We start from the raw sequence: 19,802 nt of genomic DNA on the forward strand, positions 1-19,802 counted from the left end.
AAATATTTTAGTTAGTTAGTTTTATTTTAAAGTTTGTCTCCTAATGTACGATTAATAAAATTCGTCATTTTTGTATACAAGTGTAATCTTGTGTTTCCACCATAAATACCATGATTTTTGTCAGGATAAATCATCCATTCAAATTGCTTGTTAGCTTGCACTAAAGCTTCCACCATACGCATTGTATTTTGCACATGCACATTATCATCTCCTGTACCATGAATTAATAAAAAGTCTCCTTTTAATTTATCTACATGGTTTATTGGTGAGTTGTCATCATACCCACTAGCATTTTCTTGTGGTGTAGTCATGTAGCGTTCTGTATAAATTGAATCGTAAAATCTCCAGCTTGTCACAGGCGCTACTGCAATTGCCATTTTAAAGACATCATTACCTTTAAACAATGCATTACTAGACATAAATCCACCATAAGACCATCCCCAAATTCCAATTCTGCTGGAATCAACATAAGATTTTGAACCTAATAATTTTGCTGCTGCTATTTGGTCTTCAATTTCAAATTTACCTAATTCGTTTTGTGTTACTTTTTTAAAATCTGCACCTTTAAGTCCTGTCCCACGACCATCTACACATGCAACAATATAGCCTTGCTGCGCTAGCATTTGATACCAATAATCGTTAGCACTATTCCATTTATTAGCAACCTGCTGAGATCCAGGTCCAGAATACTGATACATAAACAATGGATATGTTTTAGAGGCATCAAAATTTGCAGGCTTGATCATCCACATATTTAAGTCGTTACCATTTATATTAATAGTAGAAAACTCTTTTTTAGATAATTGGTAGTCTTTTAAACCCGCAATTAAAGCACTATTATCCTTTATAGATTTTAGCACTTGTCCCGAATTAGCATCATTTAAAGTGTATAAATAAGGCGTTGTAGCACTAGAATATGTGTTTATAAAATAGGTGAAATCAGCACTAAAATCAGCATTATTAGTACCTGTTTGCTGTGTTAATCTTCTTTTTTGTGTTCCATTTAATTTAACAGAATACACATCTCTGTTAATACTTCCGTTTTCAACAGATTGATAAAAGATTTGATCCGTCTTAGCGTCATAACCATAGTAAGTAGTAACCTCCCAGTTTCCTTTGGTAATTTGATTGATTAATTTTCCTTTACTATCGTAATGATAAATATGGTTGTAACCATCTTTCTCGCTAGTCCAAATAAAACTATCATCCTCTAAAAACGTTAAATTATCAGTAACATCAACGTAAGCTTTATCAGTTTCGGCTACAGCCAAAGTTGCTTTATTTTTTTTAGCGTTAATCATCCATAAATCCAATTGGTTTTGATGACGATTCATAAACTGTGCGCTTAATACATCTGCATCATTAGTCCACTTGATTCTAGGAATGTAAAAATCGTCATAAGACTTATCAACTTTAACTTCGCTTAATTTATTCGATTTTAAATCAAATAAATGTAAAGACACTACCGCATTTTTCTCTCCTGCTTTTGGGTACTTAAAAACAGTTTGTGTTTGATATAAATCTTTACCATACACATCCATAGAAAATTCTGGAACATCTGTTTCGTCAAATCTTATAAAGGCTATTTTATTACTGTCTGCATTCCAGTCAAATGCACGTACAAAAGCAAATTCTTCTTCATACACCCAGTCAGTAATACCATTAATAACTTTGTTTTTAACGCCATCAAAAGTAAACTGTGTTATTTTACCTGACACTAAATCCTTAACGTAAAGGTTGTTATTTAATCCAAAAGCAATTTTAGTCCCATCCGGAGAAAATGTTGGCTCTTGTATTTTATCTTCAGATACTAAAGTGGTCTGTTTTGTTTTGGTATTATACACATAATAAATACCTAAAGACGAGCGTCTAAAAATAGACTCTTCTTCCGTAGCCAATAACACTTGGCTCTCGTCTGCACTAAACGTATAATCTGTAAAATATTTAATAGCTTTTAGATCTGCAGAGCTAACTAGTGTGTTAACTTTTTCTAAAGTTTTATAATCATAAATATCTATTGTTGTTCCGCCTTTTGTTCTATCAAAATTTAAAACAGAATATTGCTGACCATTAGCCATCGAGTGCAAAGCGTCTAATCCTTCAGTTCTAAAGGTTCCACTCCATATTTCTTCCAAGGTAATTTGCTTATTCTGAGCAGTTAAAAAAGAGGTTGATAAAAAACAGAATAGGGATAGAATTCTTAAGATCTTCATTTAATATTAGTTATTTAATAATAGGATGTCAAGTTTACTAAAAAATACCCAAAAAACAGTAAACATTAACACATAAATCCGCAATATTATGTTAGTAAGCAAAAATTGAAAGCGTAAATAGTATCTTTGCTTTTTAAAATGAATAGCATGAGTAGATTAGTTTCCGGGTTTTCAAAATTATCTAAAACTGAAAAAGTTAATTGGTTAATCAAAAACCATTTATCTGATTATGATGGTGCAGAAAACACACTTAAACAGTATTGGAATAGCGATCAAAAGCTGCAACAATTGCATGACGAGTTTATAGAAAACACAATTACTAATTACTACCTCCCTTTAGGTGTTGCACCAAATTTTGTAATAAACGACAAAGTTTATACTATACCAATGACAACCGAAGAAAGCTCTGTTGTTGCTGCTGCTAGTAAAGCTGCTAAATTTTGGCAAACGCGTGGTGGATTTAAAACCACTGTTATATCCACAAACAAAATAGGTCAAGTTCATTTTACATACACCGGAGATTTTAAAGCTTTAGAAACCTATTTTAATGCTATAAAACCACAATTAATTGAAGACGCCAAGCCTATTACCAAAAACATGGAAAAGCGTGGTGGCGGTATATTAGATATAGAATTAAGAAACAAGACCAACGTCTTAGATAATTATTACCAACTGCACGCTACTTTTGAGACTTTGGATGCAATGGGCGCTAATTTTATAAACTCATGTTTAGAGCAGTTTGCTAAAACGTTTACAGCTAATGCTGAAAGCACTTTACCAAAACCTGTAAATGTAATTATGAGTATTTTATCTAATTACGTTCCAGAATGTTTAGTTAGAGCTGAAGTGAGTTGTAAGGTTGAAGATTTAGCTGAAAAAGACATAAACCCAAATACCTTTGCCGAAAAGTTTGTACAAGCCGTAAAAATAGCTGAAATCGAACCATACAGAGCGGTTACACACAATAAAGGAATCATGAATGGTATTGACGCTGTAGTTTTAGCGACAGGAAATGATTTTAGAGCAATTGAAGCAGGTGTACACGCCTATGCAGCAAGAAATGGTCAATACAGTAGTTTAACACACGCTAAAATAGAAAATGGAGTCTTTACCTTTTGGATGGAAATACCATTAGCTTTGGGTACTGTAGGTGGTTTAACTAATTTACATCCATTGGTAAAATTAGCATTACAAGTTTTAGACCAGCCCAACGCAAAAACACTGATGCAGATAGTAGCAGTTGCAGGATTAGCACAAAATTTTGCAGCACTACGTAGTTTGACAACAACAGGAATACAAGAAGGACACATGAAAATGCACCTGATGAATATCCTGAATCAGTTTGAAGCTACGCCAGATGAAAAACTTAAAATAGTAGATCATTTTAAAACAAACATCGTTACACATAGTGCTGTAGTAGAAGCTATTGAAAAACTAAGAGCCTAATGGACAGTTTTTATAGTCACGGAAAACTATTACTTACTGCAGAATACGTTGTATTAGATGGTGCAAAAGCATTGGCTGTACCTACTGTTTTCGGGCAACACCTTACCGTTACACCAATTAAAACACCGCATATTGATTGGACTAGTTTTGATAATCAAAATAATGTATGGTTTTCTGACATTATAACAATTGCCAATATTATTAGTTTAAAAGATACCGGAAATGAGGTCTCCAATAGATTAATTCAGATTTTGAATGCTGCCAAGCAACTAAATCCTGAATTTTTAGATAATAATGAAGGCTTTAAAATAACGACTACTCTAGAATTCCCTCAAAACTGGGGTTTAGGCACGTCTTCCACTTTAATCAATAACATTGCACAATGGGCAAAAGTAGATCCTTATAAATTGTTAGCTAACTCTTTTGGGGGTAGCGGATACGATATTGCTTGCGCACAACATGACAACGCATTAGTTTATCACTTAGATAACAAACTACCTAAAACAGAATTAGTAACATTTAATCCTTCGTTTTCTGATCACCTTTATTTTGTTCATTTAAATAAAAAGCAAAACAGCCGCGATGGTATTGCACATTACAAAGCCAATAGACATAACACAACTAAAACCATAAAGGCAATTGACACTTTAACTCAAAGTATGATAGATTGCGATACACTTACAGCCTTTCAATCTATATTAGATACCCATGAGCAGTTAATTGGTCAAATCACCAATCAAACATCAGTCAAAGACACGTTATTTAAAGACTTTGATGGCAGTATTAAAAGTTTAGGTGCTTGGGGTGGTGATTTTATTTTAGTTGCTTCTAACACAAACCCAACAGCCTATTTTAAATCAAAAGGCTATACCACGATACTATCTTACACTACAATGGTTTTATAAAGACACAAAAAGTATAACGTATAAAAAAAGCCTTTTCAAATTGAAAAGGCTTTTTTAGTTTAAGACTTAAGTCTCTTATTGTACTGTCTTTGCTCTAAAGTCTTCAATCTCTGAAGATTCTTTTAAAGCATTATATAATCTTGTTTGTACTGAATTTAATTTCTGAGTACTAACCTGGTTAGCAAATGGTAAATAGTTTTCTAATTCAACAGCAGCTGTCTTTTTAGTTACTTGTACCATAAATACACCTGTATTACCTTTTACTAATTTAGAAGTTGCTCCTTCAGCAAGTCCAAAAGCAGTACCTACAACCATAGGTTCTGTTCCAGCTCCTGCAATTGTTGGATTTTTCATGTTAATAGCAGATGCAGATTTAACTGTTTGGTTTTCCGCTTTAGCGAAATCCTCAAGAGAAGATGCATTAACGCGATCCATAATCATTTTAGCTTTCTTTTCTTTTCTTACGGCTGGTAAAGCAGTTACTGAAGCATCTTCAACACTCATAACTCCTTTATCTTGCATTGCAGTTAATTGTGCAATTACAATTCCTCCTGGTACATTATCAAAACGCTTGTAGTCTCCTACTTTTGTTCCATCTTCAAAAGACCAACGTACAATTTGACGTTGATTTCCTAAACCAGGAATACTTTCGTCTAATTCTTTAGCAGTCATTGGACGTACATCATAATTAGAAGTTTTAGCTACTTCTGCAAAATTACCGTTAGCAATTGCTAATTCAAAATTAGAAGCATCAGCAAATATCTTATCTTCTGTTTTAGAAGATGGTTGAATTTTTCTAGCAATAGTTGCAACCTTTACAGTATTGTCAACATTTTTCTTGTCGTCAATTCTAATAATATGGTATCCAAATTGAGATAATACTACATCAATACTTCCTTTATCATTAAAGAATAAGAAGTTAGCAAAATCAGGATCAAAAGCTGCAGGATTATAAGTTGTTAATCTAGTCCAACCAATAACACCATCTTTACCTTTAGTACCATCCGCATTAATTTGATTGGCAACTTCTGCAAATTTAGTTTTGCTGTTTTTAACTAAAGGATAAATACTATCTATCATCGCTTTAGCTTGTTCTTTAGTTCTAGTTACATCTGCACCAGCTCTTGTTGATCCAACAAAAGGAATAACAATATGACTAGACTCAATTGAATCTGCTAATCTTTTAAAATCTAAAACCTTAGTTACTTTATAGTAGTTACCATCTTTGTAAGGACCGTAAGTTTGACCTGGGTTTAACTTAAAAATAGTATCAGCAATTACATTTGGTAAGCTAGACTTGTATTGGTATTTGTCAACAAATTTAAAATCGTCAGAGTTTCCATTTACAAACGCTTCGTTATCCGTAGTGTTTTTAAAACCTGCTTTGTTATCTGTAGCTTTAGTTACTTCATTATAAACTTTAGAATCGCTTAATAAATCAGTAAGTTCTTTTTGCATTGCCTTTTCATCTTCTAAAGAGGCAACCTCTTTAAAGAATACATATTGAAAACCTCTTGTTGCATCCGATTGGTATGCTTTAGGGTTTTTGTTTATGTAAGATTTAATCTCTGAAGTAGATACTTTTACAGTACTATCTGCTATAGAGCTAAAAGGAACTTGTACATATTTGATATCTACTTTTTCTCCTTCTAATTTATGCTCTAATTTACCTTCCGCTAACGTTGCAGTTGTACCAGCTTTAACCATGTTAAAGTAGTTTGCTTGTAATGCGTTAGATGCTAATGCTTGCTCTCCAGAAATCCAGTTTTGGTAAGCTTCAGTTGAAGAACTTTTAAGGTTATCAATAAATAACTTTACTTTAGACTCATCAAAAACACCACCTTCGTTTAAAAACGTTGGATCAGATGCATAATTAGTTTTAATTAGGTCTCTCATCTGCTCAGACTCAACCGTCATCCCTAATTTACTAATTTGTCCGTCCATAACAATTTCTCTGACCTTAGATTCAAAAACACTGTTCATTACTTGACTAGTAGTTGCATTTGGTCCCATTTGTCTTTGTTGAAACTCAACAAGATTAGAAAATTCTGCTCTAGAAATGTCTTGACCGTTTATGGTTGCTACAACATCAGGAGACTTAGAGAATAGTGCATCTTTATTATCAAATAAACTTGATAAGATAAAAGCGAATAACGCTAATGCAATAACTAAGATTAATACAACTGTTTTTTGTCTAATTTTATTTAAAATTGCCATTTTGTGTGATAAATTTTGTGAAATATAGTGGGCGAAAATACCATTTTCTATTCAATAATAAAAGCACTTTACACAATAAATAAATTAAATGAATAGACTAAGGTAAAAAAGAGTAGATTTTATAGCCTAAGCTTAGTCTTCCGACTTAATTGTAAGCTCAACTAATTCAATCTTAGTATTTGACGCTTCTAAAATTTTAAAGTCGAATTTTTCTGTAGACACGACTTCATTTTGCATTGGAATTTGCTCTGTATGATCAACTATCAAACCTCCTAGGGTTTCGTAGTTTTCGCCTTCAGGCAAATTAAGTTTATACGTTTCATTAAGGTAATCCACTTCTAATCTAGAGGAGAACACAAACGTAATATCGTCTTTTTGCTCTTCAATTAAATCAATAGTATCATGCTCATCTTCAATTTCGCCAAATAACTCTTCAACAATATCTTCCACCGTCATAATACCAGATGTGCCACCATACTCATCCACTACAACTGCTATACTTTTACGTTTTTTAATTAAAACATTAAGAATGTCTTTGACTAACATTGTTTCTGGAACCAACTCTATTGGCATAATCATAGCACCAATATTTTTAGGTTTCTTAAATAAATCAAACGAATGCACATACCCTAAGATATCATCTATGGTTTCTTTATAAATCAAAATCTTAGAACATCCTGTTTCTGTAAAAACAGCACTTAAATGTTGTACAGTATCTTGAAGTTCTAAAGCAATAATTTCGGTTCGAGGCACCATAACCTCTCTTGCTTTTACTTCTGAAAATTCTAATGCATTTTGAAAAATCTGAATTTCGGAATCAATATCTTCATGTTCTTCCACACTTTCCATTTGCTCACTAATGTAATGCCCAAGCTCTACCTTAGTAAACGCTAATTGTACTTGATCACCTTCAGTTTTAAAAAACTTTTTAAGCACAACATCACTAATCCAAATTACAAAGTCAGAGACCCAACTAAAAAACACATAAAAAACATAAGCCGGAAAAGCCAATACTTTAAGTAGCGTATTAGAATAGATCTGAAAAAATACCTTTGGTAAAAATTCTGCTGTAAATAAAATTAAAAGCGTAGATAAAATAGTTTGTGACAACAGACTTAAATCCGTTAATAAATACGTCACTAAAGGATAATTACTTGGTAATAAGCTATGGAACCAATCCAGCAACAAATCCCCCATAAAAAACCCATAAATAACCAATGCTATATTATTTCCAATTAGCATGGTTGCAATAAATTTGGATGGTTTAGCAGTTATTTTAGATAAAATTTTAGCTAAAAATCCGTCTTGCTTCTTTTCAATTTCAATATGAATTTTATTGGAAGACACATAAGCAATTTCCATTCCTGAGAAAAAAGCTGACAGTAATAGACAAGTTACAATGATGATAATTGATGTCACCATTTACTTGCGGTCATTGTTTTCGAACTTCTTATTAAAACGTTGTTTAAAAAAGAACATAAAAACAGCTGTTGCACCTAATAAAAGGGACATATAAGCTCTAGACTCTCCCCAACTTGCAATTGCATCATATAAAAAAAGCACTGCAAATACTAAATAAGCGTATTGAAAAAACTTAAAGGTTTTCATTAAAATAAAATTAGTGTTAAGTAAATATACTAAAAAAGTAAGCTTTATAATCTAAAGCCATTGTTATTCTTGCACTGCAAACTGACCTGTAACTCCAAGTATTTCAGCTTTTTTGAAATCCTTATCAGAATCAAATCCGCGACCACTAGTCACATAACCTTTAGACCTATACGTTGCAGGAAGATTGGTAAATAACCATTCTTTTGTTTGGTCATAATATAATTGCTCGGCAAATAACGAATCATTTGTTGGTGTTGCAGCAATTACATTTCCTCTTAAATCTATTAAATCTGTATTGTTATAGATAATAGCATAATCCGAAATAATGGTTGTCTTTGCATCGTTTTTATCATACAAATGTAATATGACACCCTCCGGGAACTCTGAGTATGCAAAAGCCCTATTACTATAGTCATACATTTTAGGACTAATCAGGTTAGCAGATAAACGACCAGAATCTGTATACTTTAAATTAATACTGTCTGATACACCTACGGGATCATTAGCAGACATTCCTATTTGCTTAACGTCCTTTAGATTGCTTTTACATGCAAAAAACAAAGTCATAGCAAAAGCTATGACCGTGTTTTTAATTATATGTAATTTATGTTTTTGCATTATAGGCTTGGCACTGTTACACTTCTTCCAATCCAACATCCAATCTTGATACTTTGACCTGCATTACCTTCAGTAAATATTTCTGATTTAGTTGGTGCTTTAGCATCGTAACTAGTAGCTAAAGCAGAGTTCCCTGCTTTTCTAGCTTCGTTTGCAGCTAACCAAAATACAGCACGCTTTTTAAAGTTAGTATCTCCACAGTTGTTTGCACTTGAAGCGTACATTCTTGCGATATGCTCATAAGGTTTTTTGTTTGATGGATTAAGACTTAAAGACTCTTGAAAGTATTGTCTAGCCTTACCGTAATTACCATTTTGTTTAAAGTCTAATGCAATTGTGTAATTTAATTTAGCCTTTTTGATTGGATCTGTTTCTAGGTCCATAGTCTGGTCTAAATAAATTTGCTCACCTGTAATAATGTATAAGTAGTAAGACGTTTTAGCATTTGGCTCAATTGTATTTTTTTGCTTTACAATTTTAACAAACATAGGATCTGTCTTACATCCTTTTTGGTATAACTTATTCATTGCACGTTGTAACCAAACACCATTGTTTTTGTTTGCTTCGTAGTCTTTTTGGTATAATGGGATTAAGTTAGCACAATTAGCTCTATCTCCTAATTCCTTATCAACACCATCTTGTACTTTTTCAAAAGCACCAATCATATCTCCGTAATACTTTTTGTATCTAACTTCTGTTTTAGTCAAGGCTGTACCAGCGTCTTCTTTAACTACTAATCCATTTAATTTTCTCTCGTTGTATTCTGTTTCAACTTCAATTTTATCAGATACATCATCGTACTTGTCAAATAATTCTTGATCTGTCTTTTGCTTTGTATCAAAAAGGTTAACCATTAATTTAAAGTAAACGTATAAACTTTTTGCGTTTTTAAAGTTATCCTTATCTCCTTTATATGATGCATCAAAACAATCGTATAAAACAGCATCACTCAAACCTAACACCTCTTTGTTGTCATATCTTAATTGACATATTTTAGAAGAATACTCTCCTGCTTTTTTACCATTAGGAAAGTTAGCAATTCTCTCTTCCCATAATTTAATTAAGTCTAAAATGTGTCCTTTTTTTTCTTCACCCGTTTTAGTTTTTATGTAATGTTCTAAAATATCTTCTCCATACTTATATGTTCCAATATGGTATTGTGGGCAATCTTTTCTCAAATCGGTTAAAGGCTTATAACCCGCATCAAAGTTTTTTGCTTTTACAGCTTCTGTCAGTAAAGACAGCTTAGTCATACATTCTTCTGTGTTTTGAGCAAATCCTATATTTAGCCCAAACATCAGAGCAAGTAGTAAAGTAAATTTCGTTTTCATAGTCTTAATTTTTATGTTGTTAGTTATATTTCTTTTTAGCAAACCATCTATCATTTAATGATAAACTTAATTGGAAACTTACAAAGTTTTCTTTTACTAAATTAGCGTTTGTTGTTCCTCTCTTTCCAAATTCTACACCTAAGTTAGCATTAGAAAACATATTTCCAACTGGTATACCTACTCCAAAAGACATGCCAAACTCTTTTATAGTTTGATTATTTATTACAAGCCCTGTGTTTTCAAAACGCATACCCGCACGATAAGTCATTCTTTTCCAGCTCTTAGCAAACGAATTATATTCAGGAATAAAAAAACCTCCTAAAGAAAATTTTGATGCATCTTCATAAGTTGCTCCTGTGTTACTATATAGCGGATTGAAAAAATCACCTGTATTTTGTGTTGTATACTCTACACCAGCAAACCATTTTCTTGGTTCACCTAATCCAGCCCCTATACTTAATTTTGATGGTAGTGTTAAATCCGTTTCATCTAATCCAGAAGCTACTAAATCTGCTTCTATTTGATTGAAAATTAATTCACTTTCTGTATCTACATCGACAATTATTGTTGAAAACGTTCTTTGATTTTTAGACGTCAAATCTGTTTCTGGCGTATAAGTTAATGATCCTTGAAGTTCTAACTTATCAGTTATCATTTCTTGATAATGCAATCCAATATTAAAATTCAACCCACTTAAATCTGAACGGGTGTATTCTTTAGTCTGACGCTCTAAAAATTGTCCTTCATCATTATAGGCAAAATTAATTGTGCTATTCTGTATGTTTCCAAAGTCATAATCCGCTTGCATACCAACACTCAAAGACTTTGTAATTTGGTAACCAAAACTTAAAAACACTTTATTAAGACCACCTTCTCCAGTATATCTGTACTCTAAATTTTCTTCAGCATCTCTGTTCTCTAATTTATATCCAACAGATGAATACGGTTGTAATCCTAATCCAAAACCAAATTTACCAACCGGGATAGATAATGCTAAATAATCAAAATTAGCACTCTTAGTCTTGTCACTACTACCGGACGTCTCTAGTTTAGAAGATGTACCACTACCTCCTACTGTAAATTTTACAGGTCTAGATTCGTTATTCCATCCTTCTAAATTATTCCCTGCAAAAGTTGCTGGGTTTTGAAAGTTTATATGGACACTGTCCTTATAAATCCCAAGACCTCCCATACTTCTATTCTCTACAGAACCTTTAAAGTTTGTGCTCCCTATTCCATAAAAAGAATATGGTGAAGCTGTTCCATTCTGACCGTAACTTTGAATTGCAAATAATGCAATAAAAACTAATACAAGTTTTTTTATCATTAGACTGTGTTATGTTGTAATATGTAGTTCAAACCTTCTAGTAAGAAATTTGAATTGGCAAATATGCTACTTTTTAATTGCTTTGACAAAAATTTAGCATCTCCTCCTGTTAAAATAATTGTTAAATCTAAATATATAGACCTATATTCACTAATAATTCCATTTAATTCACTTAAAACACCATTAACTACGCCACTATTAATTGCTTCTATTGTAGAATTACCAATAACATGTTTTGGTTGTTCTGTTTCTAACAACGGTAAATTAGCAGTCTGATTGTGTAGTGCTTTATAGCGCATTCGTATTCCTGGAGAAATTGCTCCTCCTAAATATTCGTTATTTGTATTAATAAAATCATATGTAATACACGTACCCGCATCTATAATCAAAACATTTTTATCAGGGAATTGTTGCACAGAAGCACAAACTAGTGCAATCCTATCAATACCTAGTGTTTTAGGTGTAGCATATAAATTTTTAAAAGGAATAGGTGTTTCATGATTTAAAACCACTAGTTTCAAATTAGCCTCTAAATAAACTAAAACTTCTTTTTCAAGTCGTCCAACTGAAGACACGATAGCCAAACGCACCTCTGGATAGGTCTCCAAAATGTGTTTAATTGAATTTAAAACCTGCTTAGTCTCCACAGCAGTCTTACTTTCTATCTTATTATTATTAAAAACAGCTAGTTTAGTACTAGTATTTCCAACATCTATTATTAAATTCATATAATTTCTAAAAAGGATAAATTTACAAAACGATTGCAATAAAAATCTTAATAATTTTATAATATTGAAATTGAGACTACTAAGCCTCATAAAAGCACAAATGTAAAAAAAGATTGTAAATTTTTTGATTTTTTGTTTGGTAGTTCTAAAATTGAAACTATATTTGCACTCGCAATTTATTGCTACTGGTGCCTTAGCTCAGTTGGTAGAGCAAAGGACTGAAAATCCTTGTGTCCCTGGTTCGATTCCTGGAGGCACCACCAGAAAAAACCCGATTCATCTGAATCGGGTTTTTTGGTTTAAAGAACTAAACCAAAGATAAATAATTCACTATAAAAAAGTAGTATATTAGCTAATGCTACATTTTTCAACTTAAAAATTTAAATTATAGTATGAGTAACAAAGATCAATTTATGCAAGAAGCTGTAAACGCAGCTTTAAAAGGAATGAACAACAATGAAGGTGGACCATTTGGTTGTGTCATTGTTAAGGATGGAAAAATTGTAGGACGCGGAAACAATAAAGTAACCTCTACTAACGACCCAACTGCACATGCAGAAGTAACTGCTATTAGAGATGCTTGTAAAAATTTAGACTCGTTTCAATTAGATGGTTGCGAAATATACACCTCTTGCGAACCTTGCCCAATGTGTTTAGGTGCTATTTACTGGGCTAGACCTGACAAAGTATATTACGGAAGTAATCAAGTAGATGCTGCCAATATTGGTTTTGATGACGAATTTATCTACAAAGAAATCCCATTACCATACGCAGAAAGAAGTATCCCGTTTGAGCAATTAGCTCGTGACATTGCATTAGAGCCTTTTCAAGAATGGACTAAGAAAAATGATAAAACTGAATACTAAATAGAAACAAATTCAATTAATACAGAGAACTCAGCAAAAATTCAAGTCCCAATTTCCGACACAGTCGGAATTATCAATCTGCAGAAATAATGAGCGAAAAACGAAAATGCTAAGCGCAGCTTAAAGCATGTAGTTTGAAAGCGAATGGTCCGCAGGAATTTCCTCAGATTGATTTGAATTTTTGGTTCGTTTTGTTTCAAGACAAAATGAACATAAAGAAAAATTAAAACAAACCTCATGATAACCTTTATCCTAAATAACAAAACCATAAAAACCTCGGAACATTCCGGAACCACTTTATTGGATTTTGTGCGTTATCAACAACGCTTAACAGGAACAAAGATTGGTTGTCGTGAAGGAGATTGTGGCGCCTGCACCCTTTTAGTAGGAACACGTCATGGTGACACTATAGAATACCAAAGTAATACCTCATGTATTTCGCCACTAGGAAATGCACATGGCAAACACATTGTTACAGTTGAAGGCACAAATTTAAAAGACAAATTAACCACAACTCAAGAAGCCATGAAAGCAAATTACGCCACACAATGCGGATTTTGCACGCCTGGTTTTGTAGTTGCCTTAACAGGATTTGCTTTATCAAATTCAGATAAAAATTATACTAATGCAATTGACGCTATAAGCGGAAATATTTGCAGATGTACAGGATACAAAGCAATTGAAAAAGCAGCGCATCAAGTTGTCAAAAAACTAGACAACAATACAAACACCACATTTAATTGGTTAATTGAAAATAAATTTATTCCTGAATATTTTAAAAACATCCCACAACGATTAAAAGACATTGAAGCTAAAGGTTTAAATCAACCCAAAGGGAAATATGTTTCTGGAGGTACGGATTTATATGTCCAACAAGCGGATCATTTAGCAGATAACGCTGTACATCTAATAGCCGAAAAGGAGTTTTTAAAAGGCATTAACATTAAAAATGGTATTTGCACGATCGGAACCAACGCAACGGTTTCAGATTTATGGAATCATACGGAGTTAAATAGTATTTTACCAAACTTAAAAAAACACTTAAAGTTAGTCTCTTCAGAACAAATTAGAAACATGGCTTCGCTTGGAGGAAATTTAGTAAACGCCTCGCCAATTGGAGACATGACTATCTTTTTTCTATCGCTTAATAGTAATATTACAATATTAAATTCCGCAGAAAAAGAAAGAACAATTGCACTTAAAAACTTTTACAAAGGATACAAAACTTACGATTTAAAAGACGATGAACTTTTAAAGAGCATTCAATTTAAATTACCAACAGAACAGTCATTTTTCAATTTTGAAAAAGTGTGTAAACGGACACATTTAGATATTGCTAGTGTCAATTCTGCAATACATCTTTCAATCGAAAACAAAACGATATCGGAAGCGCATGTTTCCATTGGAGGTGTTGCTGCAATTCCAAAATATTTGCATGAGACCTCAGCCTTTTTAGTTGATAAACCTTTGACTTTAGACACTATAATTGAAGCTAATCAAATACTTCAAAATGAAATCAGTCCAATTAGTGATGTTCGTGGGACAACTGACTACAAACGTTTGTTAGGACGACAATTATTTTTTGCTCATTTTACAACGTTATTCCCGAAGCAATTCACCTTAAACGATTTTATACAACATGCATAAAAACAAGCCAAATAAAGTATTAGACACTAAATTAGATGCTGTTTCAAAATCATTAAAACAAAGCATCAAAAACTTAGACTCTTACACGCATGTCCGTGGAGAATCATTGTATGTTGACGATGTTAATATTAGACAAGGGACATTTCATGCGGTCGTGTTTGACTCGCCAAAAGCACACGGAAAAATAAAAAGTATTGATTATTCTAAAGCAGAAGCTCTAGAAGGCGTACAACGTATTTTTACTTATAAAGATGTTCCTGGTGAAAATGAAATTGGCGGTATTATTCCTGACGAACCCTTATTTGCGGAGGATGAAGTCCACTTTTGGGGAATGCCCATAGCCTTAATTGTTGCAGAATCGGAATTTATTGCTCGAAAAGCACGAGGTTTAATTGACATTGAAATTGAAGACTTACCAGTCATTACTACAGCAAAAGAAGCCAAAGCAAAAGGCAGCTTTATTAATGCACCACGATCTTTTAGTTTAGGAGATACAGAAAAAGCATTTACAAATTGTGAGTATATTTTTGAAGGTGAAACATTCTCTAACGGACAAGAGCATTTATATATCGAAACACAAGGTGCTTATGCAGAACCTTTAGAAAACGGAAACATAAAAGTAACGTCATCTACACAAGGTCCAACAGCTGTGCAAAAAACTATCGCTAAAGTTTTGGGCATTGCAATGCATAAAATTGAAGTTGATGTTACACGACTTGGAGGTGGATTTGGAGGTAAAGAAGACCAAGCAACACCTTGGGCTGTAATGGCGGCTTTGGCTGCGCACCATTTAAACCAGTCTGTAAAACTGATTTTAAATCGTCATGACGATTTACGTATGACAGGAAAACGTCATCCTTATGAAAGCACATATAAAATTGGACTTTCAAAAGACTTAAAAATTATAGCGTATCAAACCGAGTTTTTGCAAAACTCTGGTGCAGCAGCAGATTTATCTCCTGCAATTGCTGAGCGGACTTTATTTCATGCAACCAACAGTTATTACATACCTAATGTAACAACAAAAGTGTTGAGTTGTAAAACCAACTTACCGCCAAACACAGCGTTTAGAGGCTTTGGAGGTCCACAAGGTATGTTTGTAATCGAATCTGCTATTGCAAAAGCTGCTCATGAAATTGGTGTACCAACTAGAACAATTCAAGAAGCGAATTTGTTAGATGAAAACGACACGTTTTCTTACGGACAAATCGCTAAAAAAGTAGAAGCCAAAAACACATGGCATTCTGCTAAAAACATATTTAATATTGAAGCTTTAGAGCAAGCGGTCGAAGCGTTTAATAAAAACAATACAAGTTTCAAAAAAGGAATAGCGTTTATGCCCATTACTTTTGGTATTTCGTTTACAAATACACCAATGAATCATGCACGTGCTTTGGTTCATATTTATTTAGACGGAAGCGTTGGTATTAGTACTGCTGCTGTAGAAATGGGCCAAGGTGTTAACACCAAAATGATGCAAATTGCTGCGGATGTGTTTTCTATTCCTATTGAAAAAATTAAAATAGAAACAACCAATACAACGCGTGTTGCCAATACGTCGCCTTCTGCTGCAAGTTCTACCGCAGATTTAAACGGAAAAGCAACCTTAATGGCGTGTAATGCTTTAGTTGAAAGATTAAAAATTGTGGCTTCGGAAGACTTAAAAGCTTCAGTAAAAGACATTACTCTAAAAGAAGAATCTGTTTATATCAACAACAAAAAATCAGCTTTAACTTGGACAGAGCTAGTCAGCAAAGCCATGTTAAAACGTGTTGCTTTAACTGAAAACGCACATTATGCGACTCCAGAAATTCACTTTGATAAAACCAAGGAAAAAGGACACCCTTTTGCTTATCATGTTTACGGAACCGCAATTACAACAACCACTATAGACTGCATGCGTGGTACTTACGAATTTGATAGCGTAAAGATTGTACACGATTACGGAAAAAGCATGAGTGAAGGTATTGATTTAGGTCAAGTAGAAGGTGCTTTAATACAAGGAATTGGCTGGATGACTATGGAAGAGATTGCTTATAATAAAGATGGAAAATTATTATCAAATGCGCTTTCTACATATAAAGTTCCTGATATTTTTTCTGTACCAAAAACAGTAGAAGTGATTCCTGTAGAAACTGAAGGAAACGACATGGCTATATTAAAATCTAAAGCTGTTGGAGAGCCTCCTTTAATGTATGGGATTGGTGCTTATTTTGCACTTCAGAATGCTATAAAAGCGTTTAATCAAAACTACGACATGCAATTTAACGCGCCAATGACTCCTGAAAAGGTATTAATGAGTCTGTATAAAAAAGCCTAAATGATTGAAGAAACAAATATAAATAAGTCCGTTTTCGATGTTTTTCCCGAACTAGAAAGCGAACGCCTATTGTTTAAAGCTTACACAAAAAAAGATGCGCAAACGCTTTTAAACCTAAGAAGCAATAAAGCGATCTCTAAATACATGGACACAACAATACCAAAACGTATTGAAGATACTGAACAAAGAATTGAAGGCTACATAAAAGCTTTTAAAGAAGGAAAAGGAATAACTTGGGCACTTATTGAAAAAGAAAACAATACTATTATTGGTGATTTCGCAATTCACCACATCGACAAACAAAACTCGAGAGGAGAAATTGGTTATATTTTACATCCTGATTTTTGGGGTAAAGGCTATATGACAGAAGCCTTAACCACACTAATTAATTTTGGTTTTAAAGATTTAAATCTTCACAGTTTTTCAGCCAATGTTAATCTTGAAAATGTCAATTCAAAAACACTACTACTAAAATTTGGCTTTAAATTAGAAGCTCTATTTAGAGAAAATTTTTATTACAATGGTCAATTTTTGGATAGCGAAATTTATTGCTTACTACAATCTGATTTAAAATAAACGCCTTATCGCACTACATTACAAAACACAAAACATCCTTAAAGGTGCACTAATTTATAGTGCTGGAGACACAATAGCAGCTTTAATTGTTGACGAATTTTCTTGGCACAGACTACTAGGAATGGCATTTGTTGGCGCCACTTTTTACGCGTTTGAAATCCCTAACTATTTTGATTGGATAGTAAAAAAAACTAAAGATTTAAAAGGTGCACGCGCTGTATTATCTAAAACGGGTTTAGCCATAGCATACTTTAATCCACTTTGGGTTGCAAGACACTTATTGTTTATCAAATTATTTTCGGCTCAATTTAATGCCATTGGATTTAACCTTATCCAAATTGCCTTTTGGTCCTTTTTGGTAAATATTCCTATTTCGTTTTTAGCAAATTACTTGATTCAAAATAGATTTAAATTAAAATGGCGTTTTCTTGGAAGCGCAATATACTCGGCAATAATGGCGATTTATTATGCTTTAGGCGAAACTATTTTTAGTTAGATTAAATTTTCTAAATCTTCTGTAGTCAAAATAGAACATTCAGTTATCCCATAATGCTCCAAAACAGCATCCAACAAATAATCTCTGACTACCAAAATAAGATGTGTGTTATCATTAGATTTAAACTGAGAAATCAAAGCTTTGGTTGAAACGTGCAAGCCTTCATTTTTTAATTCTAACTTTCCTATTTCATCAATAATTAAATATTTAGGCTCTGTTTTAGAAGCTTCTAAAATCAAATAGTCATTAGCTTCATTAAAAGCCGATCGCAAAAATTTAAAATTCCCTATTGCAACAATAGCTTCGGTTTCAGCTTCAGCTTCAAGCTTAAAAATTGTTTTGTTTTTTAATTTCAGAAAATAACGTTTTCCATTAGCATCATCGGGACACAATACCCCATCAACATCATTTCTGTTTTTAAACCAATGTAACAGCGCTGTAGTCTTCCCTGATCGTATTGCTCCCGTGAGGATATAAATCATTCCGTAGGCGTTTTAAAATGAATACAATTAGAAATGCTATTCGCCATAAAAAACTTAAACCGATTGAATCCTTTTAAATGCTGCGTTTGTTTCCAAGTATAGGAAATAATCTGCCTAAAATAAGGGAACAAATCCATAGCATTGGTAATATCCTGCTGGTACTTAGATTCCTTTTTACTTAAGTATTTCTGAACCAATCTTAATAAAAAAGGACCAATTACTAGATACCAAAGCATTAAAATAAGAAAACTACGGAACACGATATAAATAGCCTTTTGCCACCCAAAAAGTGCACCTCCAAATATTGAAAATCCTAAAACAATTATGGCAACCGTAATTAGCCAAACCCAAATAACTTTGGTTTTAAAGGGCGCTTTTCTTTTAGTGCTTTCCGATGCTTTTGGCATTGTTTCTAGATAAAAATCGACTTCAGGTTTACTTGCTATTATCTTAATAATACTTTTAATAAAGACACCCGCTAATAGTCCACAAACGCCATATACTACAAGATATAACGTGACTAAAAAAGAAGTGGTAGAGGTTTCCGACACAAAGTCTAACTTTTTCTGAACCCATGAGCCATAAATATTAATAGCTTCCCATAGACCAGTACCATAAACCACTGTTAGCACTATTAGTTTTTGCAAAGCGGACTCTAAAAAAGTCACCATCCCTAAAACCAATAACACAAAACCTTTCCAAGAAAAGTTAGAAAATAAAAACGCACCAAAAAGCGCTTGAAAACTGACCGCAACATAAGCTCCGAATGGAGAATATGGACTTACTGCCATTTTAATAATCAAGACAATAACCAATGCTTTTAAAATAGTTTGCCATTTGTTTTTAGCATAAAAAGCAATTAAACTAATTAGTAATATTGAAACACCACCAACTATTAAACCAGTGAATGGCGAATTAAACACATGTAAAAAACCACCTAAACCGGACTCGTTTAAAGCCCAAAGCGCAGTTAATTTATCTATGATTGATTTGTTTTTTTTCATCTTTAGTTGCTGCAATAA

At 33.0% G+C, this 19,802-nt stretch carries 17 protein-coding genes and 1 tRNA gene; 8 read left to right on the plus strand and 10 right to left on the minus strand.

Annotation, left to right across the window (positions count from 1 at the left end; translation table 11 throughout):
* Positions 1-26: 26 nt before the first annotated feature.
* Positions 27-2,213, minus strand: coding sequence for a S9 family peptidase (locus CXF54_RS14705; RefSeq protein ID WP_101204083.1), 2,187 nt, complete (start codon positions 2,211-2,213; stop codon positions 27-29).
* A gap of 147 nt (positions 2,214-2,360) precedes the next feature.
* Between CXF54_RS14705 and CXF54_RS14710 the strand changes: the two genes are divergently transcribed.
* The gene (locus CXF54_RS14710) at positions 2,361-3,659 is read left to right on the plus strand and encodes a hydroxymethylglutaryl-CoA reductase, degradative (protein ID WP_101204084.1); all 1,299 of its coding nucleotides are present in this window, start codon (positions 2,361-2,363) and stop codon (positions 3,657-3,659) included.
* Positions 3,659-4,564: a GYDIA family GHMP kinase gene (locus CXF54_RS14715; RefSeq protein WP_101204085.1), complete on the plus strand. Its 906-nt coding sequence runs from the start codon at positions 3,659-3,661 to the stop codon at positions 4,562-4,564. Before CXF54_RS14710 ends, CXF54_RS14715 begins: the two co-directional genes overlap by 1 nt.
* Positions 4,565-4,639: 75 nt before the next feature.
* Here CXF54_RS14715 and CXF54_RS14720 read toward each other — a convergent pair whose 3' ends face one another.
* The 7 genes from CXF54_RS14720 to CXF54_RS14750 all read right to left on the minus strand — a co-directional run bounded on the left by CXF54_RS14720 (position 4,640) and on the right by CXF54_RS14750 (position 12,393).
* A complete protein-coding gene (locus tag CXF54_RS14720) occupies positions 4,640-6,781 on the minus strand; it encodes a peptidylprolyl isomerase (RefSeq protein WP_090837967.1) in 2,142 nt (713 codons plus the stop codon).
* 132 nt (positions 6,782-6,913) lie between these two features.
* Positions 6,914-8,203, minus strand: coding sequence for a hemolysin family protein (locus tag CXF54_RS14725; protein WP_101204086.1), 1,290 nt, complete (start codon positions 8,201-8,203; stop codon positions 6,914-6,916).
* On the minus strand, positions 8,204-8,389 hold the full coding sequence (locus tag CXF54_RS14730; protein WP_090837971.1) for a hypothetical protein: 186 nt from the start codon (positions 8,387-8,389) through the stop codon (positions 8,204-8,206).
* 63 nt (positions 8,390-8,452) lie between these two features.
* Positions 8,453-9,007 carry an LPS export ABC transporter periplasmic protein LptC gene (gene lptC / locus CXF54_RS14735; protein ID WP_090837974.1) on the minus strand — a complete coding sequence of 185 codons (555 nt, stop codon included), beginning with the start codon at positions 9,005-9,007 and terminating at the stop codon, positions 8,453-8,455.
* On the minus strand, positions 9,007-10,338 hold the full coding sequence (locus CXF54_RS14740; protein ID WP_101204220.1) for a tetratricopeptide repeat protein: 1,332 nt from the start codon (positions 10,336-10,338) through the stop codon (positions 9,007-9,009). Before CXF54_RS14740 ends, lptC begins: the two co-directional genes overlap by 1 nt.
* Before the next feature lie 19 nt (positions 10,339-10,357).
* The gene (locus tag CXF54_RS14745; RefSeq protein ID WP_101204087.1) at positions 10,358-11,665 is read right to left on the minus strand and encodes a hypothetical protein; all 1,308 of its coding nucleotides are present in this window, start codon (positions 11,663-11,665) and stop codon (positions 10,358-10,360) included.
* The gene (locus CXF54_RS14750) at positions 11,665-12,393 is read right to left on the minus strand and encodes a type III pantothenate kinase (protein WP_090837977.1); all 729 of its coding nucleotides are present in this window, start codon (positions 12,391-12,393) and stop codon (positions 11,665-11,667) included. The genes CXF54_RS14745 and CXF54_RS14750 overlap by 1 nt, the downstream gene beginning before the upstream one ends.
* A gap of 187 nt (positions 12,394-12,580) precedes the next feature.
* Between CXF54_RS14750 and CXF54_RS14755 the strand changes: the two genes are divergently transcribed.
* The 6 genes from CXF54_RS14755 (at position 12,581) to CXF54_RS14780 (ending at position 18,298) form a co-directional block, all read left to right on the plus strand.
* A tRNA-Phe gene (locus CXF54_RS14755) sits at positions 12,581-12,656 on the plus strand.
* Positions 12,657-12,785: 129 nt separating this feature from the next.
* The gene (locus CXF54_RS14760; RefSeq protein WP_101204088.1) at positions 12,786-13,259 is read left to right on the plus strand and encodes a nucleoside deaminase; all 474 of its coding nucleotides are present in this window, start codon (positions 12,786-12,788) and stop codon (positions 13,257-13,259) included.
* A gap of 237 nt (positions 13,260-13,496) precedes the next feature.
* Entirely contained in the window at positions 13,497-14,906 is a 1,410-nt protein-coding gene (locus CXF54_RS14765; protein WP_101204089.1) for an FAD binding domain-containing protein, read from the plus strand.
* Entirely contained in the window at positions 14,899-17,226 is a 2,328-nt protein-coding gene (locus CXF54_RS14770) for a xanthine dehydrogenase molybdopterin binding subunit (RefSeq protein WP_101204090.1), read from the plus strand. Before CXF54_RS14765 ends, CXF54_RS14770 begins: the two co-directional genes overlap by 8 nt.
* The gene (locus CXF54_RS14775; RefSeq protein WP_101204091.1) at positions 17,227-17,802 is read left to right on the plus strand and encodes a GNAT family N-acetyltransferase; all 576 of its coding nucleotides are present in this window, start codon (positions 17,227-17,229) and stop codon (positions 17,800-17,802) included.
* Positions 17,803-17,923: 121 nt separating this feature from the next.
* A complete protein-coding gene (locus CXF54_RS14780) occupies positions 17,924-18,298 on the plus strand; it encodes a hypothetical protein (RefSeq protein ID WP_198520015.1) in 375 nt (124 codons plus the stop codon).
* Here CXF54_RS14780 and CXF54_RS14785 read toward each other — a convergent pair.
* The gene (locus CXF54_RS14785) at positions 18,295-18,780 is read right to left on the minus strand and encodes a nucleoside-triphosphatase (RefSeq protein WP_101204092.1); all 486 of its coding nucleotides are present in this window, start codon (positions 18,778-18,780) and stop codon (positions 18,295-18,297) included. The two genes, CXF54_RS14780 and CXF54_RS14785, sit on opposite strands and share 4 nt — an antisense overlap.
* Positions 18,777-19,784, minus strand: a complete 1,008-nt coding sequence (locus tag CXF54_RS14790) for a hypothetical protein (protein WP_101204093.1) — start codon at positions 19,782-19,784, stop codon at positions 18,777-18,779. The genes CXF54_RS14785 and CXF54_RS14790 overlap by 4 nt, the downstream gene beginning before the upstream one ends.
* Between the last annotated feature and the right edge of the window lie 18 nt (positions 19,785-19,802).

Origin of the sequence: Olleya sp. 1-3 (genome assembly GCF_002836085.1) — a bacterium.
GTDB lineage: Bacteria > Bacteroidota > Bacteroidia > Flavobacteriales > Flavobacteriaceae > Olleya > Olleya namhaensis.